This is a genomic window from Streptomyces shaanxiensis (genome assembly GCF_039537145.1).
In the GTDB taxonomy this organism is placed as follows: Bacteria; Actinomycetota; Actinomycetes; order Streptomycetales; family Streptomycetaceae; genus Streptomyces; species Streptomyces shaanxiensis.
The window spans coordinates 506,676-527,068 of record NZ_BAAAZY010000007.1 but is presented as its reverse complement, the minus strand read 5'-3'; the positions used below and the strand labels follow the sequence as shown (position 1 = coordinate 527,068).

At 70.6% G+C, this 20,393-nt stretch carries 18 protein-coding genes and 2 tRNA genes; 16 read left to right on the top strand and 4 right to left on the bottom strand.

The window, feature by feature from the left end; genetic code table 11:
* The first annotated feature begins 1 nt into the window (after position 1).
* Positions 2-2,080 carry a hypothetical protein gene (locus ABD932_RS11530; RefSeq protein WP_345011492.1) on the top strand — a complete coding sequence of 693 codons (2,079 nt, stop codon included), beginning with the start codon at positions 2-4 and terminating at the stop codon, positions 2,078-2,080.
* 256 nt (positions 2,081-2,336) lie between these two features.
* Positions 2,337-3,563, top strand: coding sequence for a glycosyltransferase family 2 protein (locus ABD932_RS11525; protein ID WP_345011391.1), 1,227 nt, complete (start codon positions 2,337-2,339; stop codon positions 3,561-3,563).
* Here the strand turns inward: ABD932_RS11525 and ABD932_RS11520 are convergent.
* Together ABD932_RS11520 and ABD932_RS11515 are read right to left on the bottom strand one after the other, a co-directional pair.
* On the bottom strand, positions 3,532-5,604 hold the full coding sequence (locus ABD932_RS11520) for a hypothetical protein (RefSeq protein ID WP_345011389.1): 2,073 nt from the start codon (positions 5,602-5,604) through the stop codon (positions 3,532-3,534). The genes ABD932_RS11525 and ABD932_RS11520 overlap by 32 nt on opposite strands.
* A 156-nt stretch (positions 5,605-5,760) precedes the next feature.
* Positions 5,761-7,173, bottom strand: coding sequence for a polysaccharide pyruvyl transferase family protein (locus tag ABD932_RS11515; protein ID WP_345011387.1), 1,413 nt, complete (start codon positions 7,171-7,173; stop codon positions 5,761-5,763).
* 191 nt (positions 7,174-7,364) lie between these two features.
* Here ABD932_RS11515 and proB point away from each other — a divergent pair, with 191 nt between their 5' ends.
* The 5 genes from proB to ABD932_RS11490 all read left to right on the top strand — a co-directional run bounded on the left by proB (position 7,365) and on the right by ABD932_RS11490 (position 12,720).
* Complete coding sequence (gene proB / locus ABD932_RS11510; RefSeq protein WP_345011385.1) at positions 7,365-8,492, top strand: glutamate 5-kinase; 1,128 nt, start codon at positions 7,365-7,367, stop codon at positions 8,490-8,492.
* A 381-nt stretch (positions 8,493-8,873) separates the two neighbouring features.
* Positions 8,874-9,338: a hypothetical protein gene (locus ABD932_RS11505; protein WP_425587442.1), complete on the top strand. Its 465-nt coding sequence runs from the start codon at positions 8,874-8,876 to the stop codon at positions 9,336-9,338.
* A gap of 139 nt (positions 9,339-9,477) precedes the next feature.
* Entirely contained in the window at positions 9,478-10,764 is a 1,287-nt protein-coding gene (locus tag ABD932_RS11500) for a glutamate-5-semialdehyde dehydrogenase (protein ID WP_345011383.1), read from the top strand.
* Positions 10,765-10,958: 194 nt separating this feature from the next.
* Positions 10,959-11,537 (top strand): SCO2584 family spore wall biosynthesis protein, encoded by a 579-nt coding sequence (locus ABD932_RS11495; RefSeq protein ID WP_486389367.1) that lies wholly within the window; start codon positions 10,959-10,961, stop codon positions 11,535-11,537.
* A gap of 109 nt (positions 11,538-11,646) precedes the next feature.
* Positions 11,647-12,720 carry an SCO2583 family membrane protein gene (locus tag ABD932_RS11490; RefSeq protein ID WP_345011379.1) on the top strand — a complete coding sequence of 358 codons (1,074 nt, stop codon included), beginning with the start codon at positions 11,647-11,649 and terminating at the stop codon, positions 12,718-12,720.
* 55 nt (positions 12,721-12,775) lie between these two features.
* Here the strand turns inward: ABD932_RS11490 and ABD932_RS11485 are convergent, their stop codons facing one another.
* Positions 12,776-13,903 carry a M48 family metallopeptidase gene (locus tag ABD932_RS11485; RefSeq protein WP_425587440.1) on the bottom strand — a complete coding sequence of 376 codons (1,128 nt, stop codon included), beginning with the start codon at positions 13,901-13,903 and terminating at the stop codon, positions 12,776-12,778.
* Between the two features lie 124 nt (positions 13,904-14,027).
* On the opposite strand from ABD932_RS11485, the gene ABD932_RS11480 reads away from it, so the two are divergent.
* The 8 genes from ABD932_RS11480 to ABD932_RS11445 all read left to right on the top strand — a co-directional run bounded on the left by ABD932_RS11480 (position 14,028) and on the right by ABD932_RS11445 (position 19,020).
* Positions 14,028-14,189, top strand: a complete 162-nt coding sequence (locus ABD932_RS11480; protein WP_175647405.1) for a hypothetical protein — start codon at positions 14,028-14,030, stop codon at positions 14,187-14,189.
* Between the two features lie 130 nt (positions 14,190-14,319).
* Positions 14,320-14,484, top strand: coding sequence for a hypothetical protein (locus ABD932_RS11475; protein WP_345011375.1), 165 nt, complete (start codon positions 14,320-14,322; stop codon positions 14,482-14,484).
* Between the two features lie 79 nt (positions 14,485-14,563).
* A complete protein-coding gene (gene nadD / locus ABD932_RS11470) occupies positions 14,564-15,202 on the top strand; it encodes a nicotinate-nucleotide adenylyltransferase (protein WP_030051755.1) in 639 nt (212 codons plus the stop codon).
* Positions 15,203-15,227: 25 nt separating this feature from the next.
* Entirely contained in the window at positions 15,228-16,928 is a 1,701-nt protein-coding gene (locus ABD932_RS11465) for an LCP family protein (protein WP_345011371.1), read from the top strand.
* 126 nt (positions 16,929-17,054) lie between these two features.
* Positions 17,055-17,501, top strand: a complete 447-nt coding sequence (gene rsfS, locus ABD932_RS11460) for a ribosome silencing factor (RefSeq protein ID WP_126392180.1) — start codon at positions 17,055-17,057, stop codon at positions 17,499-17,501.
* Positions 17,498-18,169 (top strand): histidine phosphatase family protein, encoded by a 672-nt coding sequence (locus ABD932_RS11455; RefSeq protein WP_345011368.1) that lies wholly within the window; start codon positions 17,498-17,500, stop codon positions 18,167-18,169. The genes rsfS and ABD932_RS11455 overlap by 4 nt, the downstream gene beginning before the upstream one ends.
* A gap of 99 nt (positions 18,170-18,268) precedes the next feature.
* A tRNA-Ala gene (locus ABD932_RS11450) sits at positions 18,269-18,341 on the top strand.
* A 445-nt stretch (positions 18,342-18,786) separates the two neighbouring features.
* Positions 18,787-19,020 (top strand): hypothetical protein, encoded by a 234-nt coding sequence (locus ABD932_RS11445; protein WP_003976229.1) that lies wholly within the window; start codon positions 18,787-18,789, stop codon positions 19,018-19,020.
* Here ABD932_RS11445 and ABD932_RS11440 read toward each other — a convergent pair.
* Positions 18,999-20,201 (bottom strand): glycosyltransferase 87 family protein, encoded by a 1,203-nt coding sequence (locus tag ABD932_RS11440; RefSeq protein WP_425587439.1) that lies wholly within the window; start codon positions 20,199-20,201, stop codon positions 18,999-19,001. The two genes, ABD932_RS11445 and ABD932_RS11440, sit on opposite strands and share 22 nt — an antisense overlap.
* A gap of 112 nt (positions 20,202-20,313) precedes the next feature.
* Between ABD932_RS11440 and ABD932_RS11435 the strand changes: the two genes are divergently transcribed.
* Positions 20,314-20,386, top strand: a tRNA-Ala gene (locus ABD932_RS11435).
* The last annotated feature ends 7 nt before the right edge of the window (positions 20,387-20,393 follow it).

Genomic DNA, 20,393 nt, shown 5'->3' with positions numbered 1-20,393 from the left:
GGTGGGCAGCCCGGCCGAGCTGGCCGCGGCGGCCCTCATGATCCTGGGCTTCCCGGCGCTCATGCTGGCCGCGCTCGTCCCGAGCGTCCCCGCCTTCGCGGCCGCGGCCGCCGTGACGTACCTGGCGGACCACTATCTGCACCGCAAGGGCAGTTATCTGGTCAACCGCCTGAGCAAGGTCCGGGCCGGTCTGTCGATCCGCTTCCTGATCAGGCAGCTGCTGCTGATCCTGCTGCTGGCCCGGCTCGGCTTCGCGGACGACCTGGTCTACTACGGCGCGATCGCCTGCTTCATAGCGTTCTACGGCCTCCAGGCCCCGCACGGCGCGCTGGTCACCCTGATCCGCAACCGCCGCCGTATGCCGGTCGCCACCCGCAACGTCGACCTCGCCTCGCGCATCCGCATCCCGGACGCCCCGCCGCGCCGGCTGCTGCACCGCTCCGCCGAGAAGATGCTGCACCTCGACGTCGCCGCCGTCGCCGGCATCCTCGTCTCGGCCGCCCTGGAGTCGGCCGTCGCCGGATTCATCGGCATCGGCGTCACCGTGGGCCTGGGCTGCCTGTACGTGGTCGCGCTCGTGCCGTACGTCCGCGGCCGCAAGGTTCCGCCGAACGCGGAGACCGTTCTCGCCGCCGTCGACGACTGGCTGGGCGAGTACCGGCCCGAGACGGTGCTGTACTTCTCCGGCTCCAAGGACTCGGCCTACCAGGTCAACATGTGGCTGGAGACCATGGAGCAGCTCGACTCCAAGCCGCTGATCATCCTGCGCGAGCGGGTCATCCTGAACAACATGGCGCCCACCACGGTCCCCGTCATCTGCGTGCCCGGCGGTGTGCACCTGATGAACATGGACCTGTCCAACGTGCGTGTCGCGCTCTACGCGGCGAACGTCGGCAAGAACATCCACCTGCTGCGCGTCCCGACCATGAAGCACGTCTTCATCGGCCACGGCGACAGCGACAAGCTGGCCAGCGTCAACCCGTACAGCAAGGTCTACGACGAGGTGTGGACCGCCGGGCGCGCGGGCCGCGACCGCTACGCCATCGCCGACGTCGGCGTCCGTGACGACGACATCGTCGAGGTCGGCCGCCCGCAGCTGGCGCCGATCCAGGGCTGGGACGGTGTCCCGGAGGGCCGGATCCCGACGGTCCTGTACGCGCCGACCTGGGAGGGCTGGGACGGCAACCCCGGCAACACCTCGATCGTGCTGGCCGGCGAGAACATCGTGAAGAAGCTGGTCAAGGCCGACCCGCCGGTCCGTGTCCTGTACAAGCCGCACCCCTTCACCGGCACCGTCAGCAAGGAGGCCGGCGCCGCGCACCGCCGGATCACCGCCCTGGTCGAGCAGGCCGCCACCGAGCGCGCCGCCGACTCGCGCTTCCAGGTCGACGGCGCCGCGCAGGCCGCCGCGCGGGCCGAGCTGGCCCGTATCGAGGCCCGCCTCGCCGAGCTGTCCGGCAAGGGCAAGGGCAACGGCAACGGCCGGGGTGACGAGGCCGAGGCCACCCGCGACGGTCTGGTCGACATCGCCAGGCACGAGGAGGTCGCCCGGCTGCGCGCCGAGTGGAACGCCGCGTACTGGCTCTCCTTCGGCAGCCACGAGCACCGTGTCATCACGGGAGCCGAGCCGCGCCTCTACGACTGCTTCAACGTCTCCGACGCGATGGTCTCCGACATCTCCAGCGTGGTCTCCGACTTCATCGCCAGCGGCAAGCCGTACGCCGTCACCGACTCCGCCGAGCTGGGCGTGGAGGAGTTCAAGCGGCAGAACACGGCCGTGCGCGCCGCGACGATCCTGTCCAACAGCGCGGGCGAGCTGGGTGAGTTGCTGGACGCCGTGCGGGACCCGGCCGCCGACCCGCTGGCCGAGGACCGGGGGGACCTCAAGCGGTACCTGCTGGGGCCGGACGAGCCGACCTCCATCGAGCAGTTCAACACCGCGGTGGCGAACCTCGCGATCAAGGCCCAGACGCGCAACGTCGGCCAGGAGTCACGGGCGGCGGCCGGAGCCGCCGGGGCAGAGCTGGCGGCCGTACCCGGGCAGCGGATGTCGGCGGCCGGGGACGATGTGACGGCCTGACCCACAAGGTCACCCGCGAATCCAACGGCGCGGCCCCCGAGGTGTGTTCCTCGGGGGCCGCGCCGTTTCTTGTGGGCGGCCGAACCGCCTCTGGCAGGCCTCTTACGTTGCCCGAATACCGTGACTCCATGTCAGTTCGCTGTGTGGCTTGAGTCACAAATGCGGGGATGTGAGGCAACCGCTTGCAGTGTCCAGCCGTCTACCAAGTAGCGAATGAGGCGATACGGGGGAAATATCCCGTTGACAAGGGGGAAACGTGACCGTCACGCAGCCTGATGTGACTGTGATCATCGGGGCGTACGAAGCGATGCCGTATCTCGTCGAGTGCCTTGCGTCAGTGGAGGCACAGACCATCGACCCGGAGCGCATCGAGGTCATCGCCGTCGACGACGGGTCGACGGACGGCACGGGGGAGTGCCTGGAGGAGTTCGCCGCCCGAGTGCCGATGTCGGTGACCGTGATCCGGCAGGAGAACTCCGGGGGCCCCAGCGGGCCGCGCAACGTCGGCCTGGGCAAGGCGGCCGGGCGTTACGTCTTCTTCCTGGACGCCGACGACCGGCTGGGCCCCGAGGCCCTGGAGCGCATGGTCGCGATGGCCGACAGGAACGGCACCGACGTGGTGCTCGGCCGGGTCGAGGGCGTCAACCGCACCGCGCCGAAGTCGATGTGGGGCAAGACGCTGGACCGGACCGACGTCTTCTCCTCCAACATCAAGTTCACGCTGAGCGCGCAGAAGCTGTTCCGTCGCGACCTGCTGACCCGGCACAACATGCGTTTCGACGAGTCCCTGTGGACCGGCGAGGACGCGCTGTTCACGATGGAGGCCTATCTGCGGGCCGACGGCGTCTCCGTGATCGCCGACCACACCTGCTACTACCTGGTGGGCCGGGACGACGGCAAGCACGTGACGAAGAGCGGCGGTTACACCCTGCGCTTCGACTCCGCGCGGGCCCTGATGAACCTGATAGCCGAGCTCGTGCCCGCCGGCGACCGGCGCGACCTGCTCATGGTGCGCCCGTTCCTCATCACCCTGCTGCCGCAGTTCGGCCCCAAGTACGCCAAGGACAGCGAGAAGGTGCGCCGGCACAAGCTCGAACTGGCGGCGCCCCTCATGGCCGCCCACTGGTCCGAGGGCGTCGCCCGCCGCCTCAAGGTCGAGGAGCGCCTGCGGCTGCACCTGGTCGCCGAACAGCGCCCCGAACTCCTGCTGCCCGTCGTGGAGTTCGTCAAGGCCAAGAAGCAGGCGGCGGCCCTCCTGGAGAAGAAGGGCCGCCGTGTCTACCTCGCCTACCCGCACTTCCGGGACGCGGCCGCGGGGATACCCGACTCGGTGTACCTCGCCGAACCGCGCGAGGCCCGCGCCTTCCCGGGGTACCGGGAGGGCGGGGTCGACTCGTTCCTGCGGCGGGCGGTGCGCAAGGCGCGCCGGATGCTGAAGACCTCGGGCGGGGCTACGCCGGGTGGGCGGGCTGCTGCGGCGTGACGGACCGGCGCTGGTCCGGGATCTCCGCGGGGAGCTCGGCCGCCAGCCGCTCCGCCATCCGGACCTGGTGCTCCCGGGCCGCCGAACACAGCGCCTGTACGGCCTCGTTGAAGCGCACCTGCGACGTCGGCTCGTCCGGCCCCAGCAGGTGCCGCTTCAACTCGGCCCGCGCCTCGACCAGTTCGTCCTTCTCGGGATGCCGCACCGCGTCCAGCAGCTCCGGCATCCCGGCCGCGTCCGGCGTCAGCACGGTCGCCGCGCGTACGGTCGGGAAGGTCTTGCGGAACACGTCCTCCGCCAGCCCGCTGGTGTTCGCCACGGCGTACGGCTTCCCGCTCGCCAGGAAGTCGCTGATCACGCTCGACACATCGCTGATCAGCAGGTCCGCCTGGTTGAAGCAGGCGTACAGCGTGGGCCGGACATCCGTGACGACCTGGTGCTCCCCCTCCGGCAGCGACGCCCAGTACGCCTCCTCCCAGGCGGCCGTCGCCCGCGCCACCGCCTCCGCTCGCCCCGGCTCCGGCGCCGACTGCAGCAGCATCCGCTCGACCTGGTCGGCGCTCGCCCGGACGGTCGTCGTGGTGAGGCGGTCCAACTCCCGTGCACACCGCTCGAGTTCAGCGGTCTCGCGCGGCTGCTCGCCCGCCCGCTCCCGGTTCGCCGCCCGGATCAGCTCACGGATGCGCAGATCGGCCGCCCCGGCCCGCGGATCCACCGACCCGGTCAGCGGATGCGGCTTGTACAGCACCCGTACACCAGGGTCCGCGAGCAGCGCCCGTACGACGTTCTCGCCGGCCTCGATCACCGAGGTGTTGCCCGGGTTGCCGTCCCAGCCCTCCCACGTCGGCGCGTACAGGACGGTCGTGCGGTGTCCGTCAGCGGCTCCGCCGCGGGCACCGGTCGGCGGGCCCGCGTACGGCTGTACGGCGTCCAGCTGCGGGCGGCCGATCTCCACCACGTCCTTGTCCTCGACGCCGACCTCGGCCAGCGCGTACCGCTCCCGCGCCGCCGGACCGGCCACCCACACCTCGTCGTAGGCCTTCGCGTACGGGTTGCAGGACGACAGCTTGTCGCTCTCCCCGTGGTTGACGAAGGTGTGCTTCAGCGTGGGGATGCGCAGGACCTGGGAGGTCTTGCCGGAGTTCGAGGGGTGGATGAGGGCCTGGAGCGTGGACTGCTCCAGGCGCATCAGCGTGGAGACCTTCGGCAGGCACAGGATCGGCACGTCCGTCGGGCCGATCTTCTGCACCATGAACCGCTCGCGCAGCACGATCAGCGGACGCCCCTCCAGCTGCGCGAGCGGCTCCAGCCACATGTTCGCCTGGTACGCCGACGCGGCTCCACCGGAGAAGTACAGGCCGACCGTCGGCCGGTACGCCGCCAGCCACGCGTCCAGCCAGGCCAGCGCCTCCCGCTCGCCCGCCGGGCGACGGCTCGGCAGCAGCCGTACGAGAAGGTCGTACAGGCCCAGCAGGGCGAGCCCGAGGGACAGCGCGATGCCCAGGGCCGCGCAGCGCGGGTCGTCGGTGGCCGCCGTGGTCAGCAGGCCCGCGGTGGCCGGGAGGCCGAAGGCCGGCAGGCGGTCGCCGGGGCGGCGCAGCAGGGCCGGCGGGGCGGGGGACAGGCGCAGGGCGGAGGCGTCGATGTTGCGGGTGACCACCGGGAGGGTGCGGGTGCGGCGGACCAGCACCGAGACCGCCTGGATCGCGCAGTGCAGCGCGTAGAAGGCGAGCAGGCCCGCGACGAGCGGGGTGTACAGCGTCTCCCGGTGCTGCTCGCCGAGCCGTAGCAGGGCCACGACCAGCAGCAGGTCCCGCAGCACGTGCCGCACGGTGATGTCCGCGTGCGACTTGGCGAACACCGACAGCATGCCCCGGTGCCAGCGGTACAGCATGCCCTCGACGGCCAGCGAAGCGACCGTCGCGGCGACCAGCAGCGGGATGTGCGGGCGCAGCGCTGCCACGGCCTGGGCGCAGAAGGCTGCGCCCAGGAGAGCCGTGACGAGGGCTCTCGCCGGGATGCGGGACAGGGGTGTGGGCAACTGCGGTCACTCCAAGGTCGGCGCGGGACGTCGTGCGTCCGGGTTAACGTGCGCCGACCTCCGGACGACACGCGAGTGTCCGGATGGTTTGGAGTGAACCGCCGGGTGTTCAGGGTTGTCGCCGACATCGCGGAAGCGAGCGCGGCCGAGCGGGCACTACCCTCGCGCCGGCCGGATCACCTTCCGGATAGGCTGCCCCACCATCCGCCGCGCCCGCCGGTAGACGGACGCCGCCGGAAGGGCAGCACCCCCCTTGCCGGTGCGGGCCACTTCCCGCCTCAACCGGTCGTTGTCCGCGGCGAGTTCGGAGATACGGCCCTGCAGCCAGCCGAACCGGCTGGTGAGCGAGGCGAGGTCGGCGTCGTTCCAGGGGCGGATGCCCGCCGGGAAGGACAGCGACCGCATGCGCTCCTCGTGGGCGGCACCGCCGTCGCCGTGCGTGAACGTGTTGTCCAGGCCGTTGCGGTCCAGGAACGCCGTGAACCGCTCGAACCGCTCCTGGTGGCCGCTCATCAGGGCGCCGAAGTCCGCCTCCTCGTACAGCGCCGCCGGGTCCAGGTCCTCGGGCAGCTTGTCGATCCGGCGGTGCGGGATGCCGAAGTAGCGGCACAGCTCCAGGGTGCGGGAGTCGCCGCACAGGACCGTCGCCGGTGTGCCCGCGAGCAGCGCCGCGATGTTGCCGTGGATGCGGGAGCCGAAGGAGAAGTCGAACGCGCGCAGGTCGTCGATCCAGGTGACCGGGTCGATGTAGACGCGGACCTTGTCCTCCCGGTACATCGGGTGCTCGGGATGCGTCGGCATCGCCGTCACCAGGCCGTTCGGGTCGGACAGGTCACGCCAGTGCAACTGCCGTGCGTCGCTGATGTTCTGGCCGATGAAACGCAGGTACGGGTAGCGGGCGTGGGCGCGGTTGATGACCCGGTCAAGGCCCTGGGACCGCACCGCGCTGTGCGAGCCGTTGACCGCGATCCGGGAGCCGGCACCGAGGGCCGGCTCCCGCTTGGTGACGGTGAGTTCCTTGCCGTACATGAAGAGCGACGGGCAGCCGATGACCTCGACGTCCCGGAAGCCCAGGTCCTTGAGGTACTTCTCGGTGAACTCGCCCCGGACACCGATCGAGGCGCTGCGGTCGAGCACGGCGGAGACGAACTCGCGCACCGCGGGCTCGATGCCCTTCAGCCGCGCCGCGTTGTAGCCGAGCCCCGCCTGCGCGCCGACCCCGACCACGACCACCGGGATCCTCAGCTTGCCGATCAGCCGCGTCAGCCGCTTCAACTGGCCCTCGAACGAGGGCCGGAACGCGTTGGCGAGCGGGACGACGAACGCGTCGTACTCCTCGTTGATCCGGCCCGCGGCCGAGACATCGGTACGGATGCCGTTCGAGACGACCTCGGTGTGCGGGGTCTCGAGGATCTTGTGGGTGGCGTCGCTGAAGATCAGGTTGCCGGCGTTGGTGGCGATGACGTCCCGGTGGAGGGCTTCCTCCACGGGGACGACGTCGTAGGGGCTCTTGCCCGAGCGGAGCAGGATGCGCTTCGCGCGGTGACCATGATGGGCATTGTGTGACACAGCGTTCAAAATAAGTTTGCCCGGTCGTTGTTTTCTATAGGCAACGAACGCAACCTTTTTGCCGTACGCAAACCGTGAGCGAACAGTTACCGCCCGCCTGTCCGGAGGCTGGAATCCCCGCGCGCCACACGATCCGCTTCGCGTAGATTGCCGAGCACGGAACCGGACGTACGCGAGGGGAAAGAGCACAGGTGGCAGGGGCAAGGCAGGGTGTGCGCGAGGCCCGCAGGATCGTCGTCAAGGTGGGGTCCTCGTCGCTGACCACCGCGTCCGGCGGCCTGGACGCCGACCGCGTGGACGCGCTCGTCGACGTTCTCGCCAAGAGTCGCAGCGGCGGGGAGAAGGAGGTCGTCCTCGTCTCCTCCGGCGCCATCGCGGCCGGACTCGCCCCGCTGGGCCTGCGCCGGCGCCCCAAGGACCTGGCCCGCCAGCAGGCAGCCGCCAGCGTCGGCCAGGGCCTGCTCGTGGCCCGCTACGCGGCCTCCTTCGCCCGCTACGGCGTCCGCGTCGGCCAGGTCCTGCTGACCAGCGACGACATGAGCCGCCGCGCCCACCACCGCAACGCCTCCCGCACCCTGGACAAGCTGCTCGCGATGGGCGCGTTCCCGATCGTCAACGAGAACGACACCGTCGCCACGGACGAGATCCGCTTCGGCGACAACGACCGGCTCGCCGCCCTGGTCGCTCATCTCGTACGGGCGGATCTGCTGGTGCTGCTGTCCGACGTGGACGGCGTGTACGACGGCGACCCCAGCAAGCCGGGCACCTCGCGGATAGCGGAGGTACGGGGCCCGGAGGATCTCGCCCACGTCGACATCGGCAGCACGGGCAAGGCCGGCGTGGGCACCGGCGGCATGGTGACCAAGGTCGAGGCCGCCCGGATCGCGGCCGCAGCCGGCATCCCGGTCGTCCTCACCAGCGCGATCCACGCCGCCGAGGCGCTGCACGGCGGCGACACCGGCACGTACTTCCACCCCACCGGCAAGCGCTCCGCCGACCGGCTGCTGTGGCTGCAGCACGCCTCCACGCCCCAGGGGTCGCTCACCCTCGACGACGGTGCGGTACGGGCGGTCGTGGAGCGCCGAAAGTCCCTGCTGCCGGCCGGAATCGCGGCCGTCGAGGGCGAGTTCAGCGCGGGCGACCCGGTCGAGCTGCGCGACAGCACGGGACGCGCGGTAGCCCGCGGGCTCGTCAATTTCGATGCCAAGGAGATCCCGCAGCTGCTCGGGCGGTCGACACGGGAGCTGGCGCGGGAGTTGGGAGCGGAGTACGAGCGGGAGGTCGTCCACCGGGACGATCTGGTGATCCTGCACCCCTGAGGGCCGGGTGAGCCGGGGCCGGCGGGCCCTTGGGCCCCGGCCGAGAACGGGGGTCGGGGGGAACGCCCCGTCGCAGGTGTCGACCTGAGGTGGACGTTCCGCGCTGCATTGCCCCGGGGGGCAACCCCCGGACCCCCGGCCGAAAACGGGGGGAACGCCCTGCCACGCATGTCGCCCTGAGGTGGACGTTCCGCGCTGCATTGCCCCGGGGGGCAACCCCCGGACCCCCGGCCGAAAACGGGGGGAACGCCCTGCCACGCATGTCGCCCTGAGGTGGACGTTCCGCAAAAGCGCCCCGCGATCGCTTGCGGCCTGCTCAACTTTGTCTCAGGGAGACATTCCGCGCGACCCCGGTTCGGTCACTGCGTAAAGGAGGCCGTCGTGAGACGAGTGCGCCCTGGGACGGTGTCCCGCGGTGCCGGAGGGGCCTCGTCCCGTGCGGCCGGTGAGGAGCGCGCCTTGACGAGCGTCGCGGCCGGCGGACGGTACGAGGAGCCCAAGGACCTGCCCCGCCTGTGGCATGTCACCCTCAGCGTCTCCGGCCGGGAGGCCCCGCTGAAGGAGGTGCGGCGCGCCCTCGAACAGCTGGCGCACGACCACCCCTTTCTGCTGACCAGCAGGTACGCCAACGACCACGCCGAGATCCGCTACTGGGAAGAGGCCCGCGACCTGCACGACGCGGCCGCCGTGGCCCTGCGTCTGTGGGGCGAGCACCGGCAGAGCGCGGGGCTGCCGCCCTGGGAGATCGTCGGCCTGGAGGTCATCGACCGGGAGACCTACCACCAGCGCATCGCGGAGGGATACGGTCCGCCACCGGCGACTCCGGTGGGTGTCCACCCGTACTAGGGACCGTCCGGCCGGCTGATCATGCCCATGTCGCGGGTCTGGCGCGCCCGAACCGGCCCCGCTCTCGGCACCCGGGAGGCTCGTCTCGCGGTTCGGAATGCCCGATGGACCGGCCGCGCGAGCGCACTACCCTTCTTTCATGACCACGCTCTCGCCGTACGACTCCATGACCCCGGTCACCCAGGCCGCCTACCGCGCCAAGTCCGCCGCCGCCGACCTCGCCCCGCTGCCGCGGGCCGAGAAGGACGACGCGCTGCTCGCCATCGCGGACGCCCTGGAGGTCCGTACGAGCGAGATCGTCGAGGCCAACGCCAAGGACATCGCCAAGGCCCGCGAGGCCGGCACCAGCGAGGCGATCATCGACCGGCTGACGCTGACGCCGGAGCGTGTGCGGGCCATCGCCTCCGACGTGCGGGACGTCGTCGCGCTGCCCGACCCGGTCGGCGAGGTCGTGCGCGGGTCCACGCTCCCCAACGGCATCGACCTGCGGCAGGTCCGCGTACCGCTGGGCGTCGTCGGGATCATCTACGAGGCCCGCCCGAACGTCACCGTGGACGCCGCCGCCCTCTGCCTGAAGTCCGGCAACGCGGTGCTGCTGCGCGGCTCGGCCTCGGCGTACGAGTCGAACAGCGCACTCGTCCGGGTGCTCCGCGACGCCGTCGGCGGGGCCGGGCTGCCCGCCGACGCCGTGCAGCTGGTGCCCGGGGAGAGCCGGGAGAGCGTGCGCGAGCTGATGCGGGCCCGCGGCCTGGTCGACGTGCTGATCCCGCGCGGCGGCGCCTCGCTGATCCAGACCGTCGTCAACGAGTCGATCGTCCCCGTCATCGAGACCGGCACCGGCAACTGCCACGTCTACGTCGACGCCCACGCCGACCTCGACATGGCGATCGAGATCCTGATCAACTCCAAGGCCCAGCGCGTCAGCGTCTGCAACGCCGCCGAGACCCTCCTCGTCCACCAGGACATCGCCCCCGAGTTCCTGCCGCGGGCCCTGGACGCCCTCGCGGAGGCCGGGGTGACCGTGCATGCCGACGAGAGGGTGCTGGCGTACGCCAAGGACTCCAAGGCGACCGTCGTCGAGGCCACGGCGGAGGACTGGGAGACCGAGTACCTGTCGTACGACATCGCCGCCGCGGTCGTGGACTCGCTGGACAAGGCCGTCGAGCACATCCGCCTCTGGACCTCCGGCCACACCGAGGCCATCGTCACCACCTCGCAGCAGGCCGCCCGCCGCTTCACCCAGCTGGTCGACTCCACGACGGTCGCGGTGAACGCCTCCACGCGCTTCACGGACGGCGGCCAGTTCGGCTTCGGCGCGGAGATCGGCATCTCCACGCAGAAGCTGCACGCCCGCGGCCCGATGGGGCTGCCGGAGCTGACCAGCACGAAGTACATCGTCACGGGGGACGGGCACGTACGACGCTGAGTCGCGCCGTATCCGGGCCGTCCGGGACGTCGGGGGCGCGTAGGCGGGTCATCGGGGCGCGGGGTGTGCGGCCAGGGCATATGCGCCCGACACGCGCCCCCGGCTGCCTCCGTGACGCACAGGAGGTGTCTCACAAGGCGGATGAATTTCCATACCGTCTGCCCAAATTGACCCCCCAGGACTACTCTGGAGCCGTGCCGGAGGACGTGGGGGGCACGCCGTTCCCTGACGGCTGGGAGCCCGACGACGACCACGACCGCGGGGTGTCGGACGAAGAGTTCGCCTCCGTGGTCTTCGACGAGGCCTTCGTACAGGCGGCCGTGGTGCACGAGCCGACCGCCGTCGAACGCCTCCTTGCCGCCGCTCAGGCGAGAGCGGAGGCCTCCGAGGCGGAAGCGCGCCGGGCACACGGCCGCGGCGAGCGGTACGACGACGGGTACGGCCCCGACGGCCACACCGCTTTCGGCCATGATCCGGACTTCGACGATCTGGACGACACGGACATACTCGAGGGCCGTTACGGCGCCCCGGGGACCTACGGCAAGCAGGTCCGCTGGCATCGTCCCGTCGCCTGGATCCTCGCCCTCGTGATGGGCGTCGGCATGGTCGCGCTGGCCTTCGCGGCGGTCTACCGCGGCGCCTCCTCCAGCAGCCAGGACCAGCAGGTCCCGCCGCCCGCTTCCACCGGGCTGGAGCAGGGCAGCGGAGCGGCTCCCTCCGCCTCCGCCGACCACTCCCAGCCCGCCATCTCGGCGACCCCGCGCACTCCCTGACCGGCCCTGAGCGTGGCCGGGAGCTGCCCGGCCGTCCTGGTGAGAACCTGTCAGAACTTGTCGTGTACCAGGGCGTTTACCGGGGCTCCCGGCGACCTACCCTGAATATATGGGAGGGCCTGGAGAGCCACCTGAGGGGACACCCGAGGGCGGACCCGGAGGTGGCGAGGACGAGTACCGATCCGTCGTCTTCGACGAGTCGTTCGTGCGCGCTGCCCGCCTCCAGGAGTTCTCCGCACAGGAGCGCCTGAGCGACCACGCGCCCGCCGTACGCCGCCGTGCACCCATGCGCCGGGGACTGTCCCGGCAGGCGCTGATCCTCGTCCTGTTGATCGCCGTGGCCTTCGGTACGGCGATCTATATGGGTGTACGGCATCCCTATCAGAGCCCCGCCGGTTCCGGGCCGCCCGCCGAGCCCCTGCGGATGACCGTCATCCCGCTCGCCCCGCAGGGCAAGGTGCCCGGGGCGACCGACACCGACCACCTGTACGCGCAGAGCCCCGCCGCGCAGTTCCGCATCGGCGCGGAGGGCATTCCGCTTCCGGCCGCGCGGCGGACGGCGCACTTCTCGGACAGCCAGGTGACCAACGCGCTGAGCATCGCGAAGGACTACATCGTGCATTCCTCGCTGTATCCCGAGGTGCTCACCGGAGACCAGGTCCGGTCGGTCCGGGTGCTGCTCGACCCCGATCAACTGGACCAGTTCGACCAGAGCTTCAGGCAGCCGGCCGCGGACGGGCGGCACGCGCCGACCGGGTGGCTGGTTCGCTTCGACCCCTCTGAGGCCGAGCTGGCCGATCGCAAGGTCCGGGTGCAGGGCACGCTCCAGGCCGCCGAGACCGACTCCTCCACCCTCGAGGTCACGGCCGACCACACCTTCGTGTACGCGCTGCGGGCCGCTCAGGCGGAGCAGGCGGGCGAGGCGTCACTGTTCACCGTCCGGCGCGAGCTGCACTTCCGTTTCGACCGCGAGGACCTGCGGCTGCACCAGGCGCAGCTGGTGGTGTCCTACGTGCAGGCCGGCCCGCTGTCCTGCGCCGAGGACTCCACGAACCGGCTCCACCCGCTCCTGGCCGGGCAGACGGCGAAGGAGGGCGGCCCGGCGGGGACCGACCCCTATGCCACGGGTGGGGCCACGGCGCTGTGCGGGTCGCTGGCGGCGGGGGCCCAGCCGAAGGTGTGAGCCCCTCCTCAGGTGATGTGAGCCCGCCGGCGGTGTGCGTCCGTCGTCAGCTGCCTCAGCTGCCGGACCCCTGGTCGTCCGTGTCGTCCCGCCTCGGCTCGTCCTTCGGTGTCGAGGTCGTCGTCGTGCCCGTGCCCGTGAACCCGCCGAATCCCCGCCGCACCCGGCCGCCCAGGTCCCCCGCACCGCCGGCGATGTCCGTGACCAGCTTCATCAGGGGGTCCTTGGAGGACTTCACGTGATCGGCGTAATGGGACGCCGACTCGCGGAAGGAGTCGGTGACCGACGTGTCCTTGTCCTCGGTGCGGCGCGGGTAGTGGCCGTCCATGATCCGCTGGTAGTCGCGCGTCTCGGCCCACTTCTTCAGCTCGGCCGCGCGGACCGTGGTGAACGGGTGCGAGCGGGGCAGGACGTTCAGGATCTTCAGGACCGAGTCGCGCAGGTCGCCGCCCGCCTCGTACTCCTCGGCCTGCTTCAGGAACGCGTCCACGTTCATCTCGTGCAGATGGTGGCCGCCCGCGAGCTTCATCAGACCGCGCATCGAGGACTGGAGGTCCTGGCCGACGAGCAGGCCGGCCCGGTCGGCGGAGAGCTCGGACTTGCGGAACCACTCCCGCAGCGCCGTCACGATCGCCATGATCGCGAGGTTGCCCAGCGGGATCCAGGCGACCCGGACGGCCAGGCTGGTCAGGAACAGCAGGATCGTGCGGTACACGGAGTGGCCGGAGAGGGCGTGGCCCACCTCGTGGCCGACCACCGCCCGCATCTCCTCCTCGTCGAGCAGCTCGACCAGACCGGTGGTGACGACGATGATCGGCTCGTCCAGGCCGATGCACATCGCGTTCGGCACCGGGTCCTGGTTGACGTACATCGGCGGGATCTTTTCCAGGTCCAGGATGTAACAGGCGTCCCGCAGCATGTCGTTGAGGTGCGCGAACTGCTGGTCCGACACCCGCACCGAGTCCGACAGGAACAGCAGCCTGAGGCTGCGCTCGGGAAGCAGGCCGCTCAGCGCCTTGAAGACCGTGTCGAAGCCGCTGAGCTTGCGCAGGGCCACCAGGGCCGAGCGGTCCGCCGGGTGTTCGTACGCACGCGAGGAGATCCCCGGGAAACGCCTGCGCTGCCTGCTCGGCACGTTCTCGTGCCCGTTGTGCTCGTGGCCGTCGGACATGTCTTCCCCCATGTGCGTGTGGATGGATCTGTGCGGCCCTTTGCGGAGCCTTTTTCCGCCCTTTGCGCCCCCGAAGCAGAGCCCAGCCTAGGCGGAGTTACCGTGGACGGGCACTACAGCGAAGGAGTTCCGCGCCATGGAGCACAACCCCGCAGCCGACTGGCTCACCCAGGCCGCGAGCGCGGCCGAGCAGCAGGGGGCGGGGAATCTGCTCCGGGTCGTGCTGATCGTGATGGTCGTGGGCTGTGTGCTGACCGCGTGGTTCCTGTTGCGGGGCTACAGGCGGAAGGACGATTGAGCCGCCGGGAAGGTTCCCCGCCGGTTCGTCCGGGCGCCCCAACGGTGGAGTCGGCGTGAGCGCCGTCATGGCGCCCGCTTACGATGGGCCGACATCTTTATCCCGCCCACACCGATAGGTCACGCCGAAGATGAGCCTCCACAGCGCCGCTGCCCAGTTGGTCACCCTCGCCGCCGAGGGCGAGGAGCACGGCGGCAACCACGACAGCATCAGCGCCCTGGCCACCGGCGGTGGCGCGTTCATCATCCTCATGCTGCTGCTGTGGATCACGACCCGCTTCAACCGCGACCGCTGATCGTCTGCCAGGCCCCTCCCGCTCCGCCCGGACAGCTGTCGGCCGGAGCTCTCAGGCGGGGCCGGTAGGGTCTGCACGCATGGGAGAGCAGGACATGCCTACCGGCCCCGGAAACGGCCCGTCGAACCCCGGCAAGCGCCGTCTCGGCGTCATGGGCGGAACGTTTGACCCGATCCACCACGGGCACCTCGTCGCGGCCAGTGAGGTCGCCGCGCAGTTCCACCTCGACGAGGTCGTGTTCGTACCGACCGGCCAGCCGTGGCAGAAGAGCCACCGGCACGTCTCCCCGGCCGAGGACCGCTATCTGATGACGGTCATCGCCACCGCCGAGAACCCGCAGTTCTCCGTCAGCCGCATCGACATCGACCGAGGCGGCCCGACGTACACCGTGGACACTCTGCGCGACCTGCGCGCGCTCAACCCCGACACCGACCTCTTCTTCATCACCGGCGCCGACGCCCTCGGCCAGATCCTGACCTGGCGGGACTCGGTGGAGCTGTTCTCCCTCGCGCACTTCGTCGGGGTCACCCGGCCCGGCCACCATCTCGACGACGCCGGGCTCCCGGAGGGCGGCGTGTCGTTGGTCGAGGTTCCCGCGCTGGCCATCTCGTCCACCGATTGCCGCGCGAGAGTCGCAAAGGGCGACCCCATCTGGTATCTGGTGCCGGACGGAGTCGTGCGCTACATCGACAAGCGTGAGCTGTACCGCGGCGAGTGAGGCGAGTGAGCCGAGAGGGGCGACGGTGAACGACCGATACGACGCGGGGTATGGAGACGACCAGTACGAACTCGTCGGCTACGACGAGTACGGGCGGCCGGTGTACCGACAGGTGGCGCAGCAGCAGCCCCAGCAGCAGTACGACCCCTACGCACAGCAGGGGTACGGCTACGACCCGTACGCGACCGGCCGGCAGCAGCCGGTCCCGCCGTACGACCCGTACGCCCATGGCGACACCGGTCAGCAGCCGCCCACGCCCTCCTACGACCCGTACGGCACCGGCACGCACCAGCAGCAGGCCGGCGGGCACTCACCCCCGTACGACCCCTACGGCCGCACCGCCACCAGCGGTCACCAGCCCCGGGTCGCCGAGCAGACCGCCTACATCCCGCATCAGGCCGGGCCGGTCGAGGAGCCCCTGACCCAGGGCCGGGGGGACCAGGGGGACCGGGACTACCGCACCGAGCAGTTCGCCTTCGTCGAGGAGCCAGACCAGGACTCCGAGGACGTCATCGACTGGCTGAAGTTCACCGAGAACCGCACCGAGCGTCGCGAGGAGGCCAAGCGCCGGGCACGCGCGCGTGTGGTCGCCCTCGTGGTCGTACTGGCGCTCGTCGCGGCCGGTGGCGTCGGCTACCTCTGGTACGCCGGGAAGCTGCCCGGACTGTCGTCGACGGACGACAAGACCGGCACCGACACCCCGGTGGCCGCCCAGAAGCGGGACGTGATCGTCGTCCATCTGCACAACACCAAGAAGGGCGGCACCTCCACGGCGCTGCTCGTCGACAACACCACCACCAACCAGGGCACCACCGTCCTGCTGCCCAACTCCCTCGCCCTGTCCGGCGACGACGGCGCCACGACCACCCTGGCCAAGTCGGTCGACGACGACGGCTCCTCCGGGACGCGCGACGCGATCGACACCGTCCTCGGCACCGAGATCCAGGGCACCTGGCGGCTGGACACCCCGTATCTGCAGAACCTCGTCGACCTGGTCGGCAACATCGAGGTCGACACCAACACCGACGTGCCCGACCCGGACGCCAAGACCAAGGGCGCCGCACCGCTCGTCCGCAAGGGCAAGGCCCAGACCCTCAGCGGCAAGACGGCCGTCGCCTACGCCACGTACCAGGCCTCCGGCGAGGCCCAGAACGCCCAGCTGGAGCGGTTCGGGCAGGTCATGCAGGCCGTGCTGCGCAAGTTGACCTCCGACACCCAGGGCGCCACCGTCACCGTGCAGACGCTGGGCATGATCATCGAGCCGCCGCTGACCGACAAGGACCTCGGCGCCTTCCTCGCCAAGCTCGCCGAACTCGCCAAGGGCGGCGACTACAAGACGGCCATGCTGCCCGTCCAGACCGACGGCACGCTGAGCGCCCAGGCCAGCGGCAGCGTCGTCAAGAACGTCCTCGGCGGCACCGCCAAGAGCCCCGACAAGGACGCCGCGGTCCGCGTGTCCGTCCAGAACGCCAGCGGCACCAAGGACAACACCGAGAAGGCCCGCGTGGTGCTGCTGAACGGCGGCTTCACCTTCCTGGAGGGCGGTACGGCGTCCGCGGAGGCCACGTCCGAGGTCGTCTACGCCGACGCCGCCGACAAGGCGAACGCCACCGAGGTCGCCAAGACCCTCGGCCTGTCCGCCGGCGCGGTCACCAAGGGCGAGGTCTCGGGGAACGCGGACGTCTCGGTGGTCCTGGGCCAGGACTACGCGCCCTCGTCCTCATGACCACAGGGCACCCCACGTGAGCGGATAACCACAGGGCACCCCACGTGAGCCGATAATCACGTGGGGTGCTGTCGGCGGTCCGTGAGACCCTTGGTGTCAAGTGCCCACCGACCCGAAAGCCTTGTAGTGACCGCTACCGACCGTTCCCTCGAGCTCGTCACCACCGCCGCCCAGGCGGCCGCCGACAAGCTCGCGCACGACATCATCGCCTACGACGTCAGCGACGTGCTGTCGATCACGGACGCCTTCCTGCTGGCCTCCGCACCCAACGACCGCCAGGTCAAGTCGATCGTCGACGAGATCGAGGAGCGGCTCCAGAAGGAGCTCGGCGCCAAGCCGGTGCGCCGTGAGGGCGACCGCGAGGCCCGCTGGGTGCTGCTCGACTACGTCGACATCGTGGTGCACGTCCAGCACAGCGAGGAGCGCGTCTTCTACGCCCTGGAGCGGCTGTGGAAGGACTGCCCCGAGCTCGAGCTGCCCGACGACGCCAAGGCCACCCGCGGCAAGGCCGAGGAGCACGCCAAGCTGCAGGCCTCCGAGGAGGCGGCCGAGCTGGGCGGTGAGTGGCGATGAGCGCCACCGGCGAGGTGCTCGCGGGCAAGCCCGGCCGGGGCCGCCGCGTCATCCTGTGGCGGCACGGCCAGACCTCCTGGAACGTGGAGCGCCGCTTCCAGGGCTCCACGGACGTCGCCCTCACCGAGGCCGGCGTCTCCCAGGCCCGCCGCGCCGCCCGGCTGCTCGTCAGCCTCAAGCCCGACGCGATCATCGCCTCCGACCTCCAGCGCGCCGCCCACACGGCCGCCGAGCTGGCCGGGCTCACCGGCCTGGAGGTGACGCACGACGAGGGCCTGCGCGAGACCTACGCGGGCGTCTGGCAGGGGCTGACGCACGACGAGATCATCGCCCGCCACGGCGAGGAGTACGCCGCGTGGAAGCGCGGCGAGCCGGTGCGCCGCGGCGGCGGTGAGCTGGAGACCGAGGTCGCCGACCGCGCCGCGCCCGTGGTGCTCCGGCACGCCGAGAAGCTCCCGGACGACGGCACGCTCGTCGTCGTCAGCCACGGCGGCACGATCCGTACGACCATCGGCCGCCTCCTGGGCCTGGAACCCCGGTACTGGGAGAGCCTCGGCGGCCTGACCAACTGCTGCTGGTCCGTCCTCGGCGAGGGCGCCCGCGGCTGGCGTCTGCTGGAGCACAACGCCGGCACCCTGCCGGAGCCGGTGCTCGGCGACGACGACTGACGTCGGATTTCACTTTCCGGCAGGTCGCAGGCTACAGTTCTTCTTGTTCGCCCGCCGAGCGGGAGGACGAGACGACATGCGGCTTACGCCGCGTGGCGCGGGGCTATAGCTCAGTTGGTAGAGCGCCTGCATGGCATGCAGGAGGTCAGGAGTTCAATTCTCCTTAGCTCCACAGTGAGACAACAAGATCCCGCCGATCGCTTCGATCGGCGGGATCTTCTGGTATCCGCCCCGAACTGTTCCGCGCCCGGCTTGAGTCACTTGGGCCTCCGAGGCGTATACCTCTCAAGAGGCGCTTTGGGGTGCGTGTTCGCACGGTTCGTACGGCCGCCACGGCTGCCGTGTCCGGACTGGTACTGAGGCGTCGCTGACCGTATTGGTCCGGCCGTGGCAGAATCAAACGGCCGGAAGGGGGCGCGACCCGACGGGAGGGAGTGGTGATGCCTGCGAGCATCCTCGGAGAGGTCGGTCACCTCTTCGAAGCAGCGTTGACACGGGATACGATCACCCGCCTCAGCTGCCCTTCCTGCGGCTCCGTCCATGTCGCCCAGCTCCTCGGAGACAACGGCGGAATTTCCTACGTGTGCACGGCCTGCGGCCACAGCTGGAGCTGATCGATGGGTGCACACAGGCGAAAGTGCGACTGGTGCGGCAGCGGAACGCCGATCGTCCGTGACATGGAACCGGTGAACCCCGACTACCAGTACTGGTGCGAGGAATGCGCCCGGGCGCTGATCATAAAAGGCGACCCCATCGAGACCTACCGTGAACTCGAGGGCGAACCGATCTACGGCCGCCTCCTCGAAGAGCACTGCACACTCAAGCGCTTCTATTCCTTCGTCACGGCTTGACGACGGCCGGGGTTTCGCAGAGTGACCCCGGCGATCAAGAGGAAAAGGCAGCCTGCCGTTCCGTAGCCGGCTGACAACATCAACTCGATGCCGTTCTGACGCAGTTCGTGCCGCCCCGGGCCGTGTGGCACCCACCACAGGGCGTACGAGGAGAACAGCAGCAGCGTGCCCAGGGCTGCGGCCCGGTACGCGTGCGTGGCGAGAAGCAGGACGACCGGCACGCACCACACCCAGTGATGCGACCAGGACACCGGGCTGACGAGCAGCGCCGTCACCGCGCACACGGTCACCGCCCAGGCCCGCCGCCCGCGCAACTCCGCCGCCACCGCCACGCCCAGCCCCGCCGCAGCCACCACGGCCGCCGTGACCGCCCAGACGGCCCCGGGCTCCGGTGTGTGCAGCAGCCGCGCGAGAACGCCGCGCAGGGACTGGTTCGCGGTGTCCTCGGCATGCCCGGCGCGGCTCGCCGCGAACACCACGCGGGTCCAGAAACGCCAGGAGTCGTACGGCAGTACAGCCGCGGCCAGCAGGGTCGCTCCGGCGAACGAGGCGGCCGCCACGCGCGCGTGCCGCAGCCAAGGGCCGCCCGAGCCGTGCCGACGACGCGCGACGACACCCGTGACGAGCAGGAACACCGCGAACAGCGCGGGCGTCAGCTTGACGGCCGCCGCGAGGCCGATGCCGACGCCGGCCCAGCGCTCGCCCGGGCGCCGTGACAGATCCCACAGCACCAGGACGGCCACCAGCAGGTTGATCTGCCCGTACCGCAGCGTCGTCCACACCGGTTCGCACCAGACGGCAAGCGCCGCGACCCACCAAAGGCTCGCCACGCGCGCGTGTCCGGCCAGCCGCAGGGACAGCCGTACGAACACCACGAACAGCGCGAGGTTCCCCGCGGTCCCCAGGGTGCGCATCGTCGCCGTGTCGAGGAGCGTCAGCGGGGTGAACAGCAGGGCCGCGAACGGCGGGTAGGTGGTCGGGAGCCGGGCGGCCGTCGTCCGCAGCGCGTACAGGTCACCTCCGGCCCGGACGGTCGCGCCCTCGGCCCGGTACACCATCAGGTCGATCATCGAGACCTGCGCGGCGCGCTGTGCGACCCAGAACGCGGCGAAGGAGACCAGGCAGGCGACCAGGGCGACCGGCGCTCGACGGCGGACTGCGAGGGACGCGATCACGGTCACGAAGGCCGACATTAACGCCCGTATCGGAGCGGACCGGAAACGATTTGGTGCTGCACCAGGTCGACCGGTAATGTTGGCGTCGCCGCCGGGGAAACCGGGCGGACCAAAGCAAGGGGCTATAGCTCAGTTGGTAGAGCGCCTGCATGGCATGCAGGAGGTCAGGAGTTCAATTCTCCTTAGCTCCACAGTAGA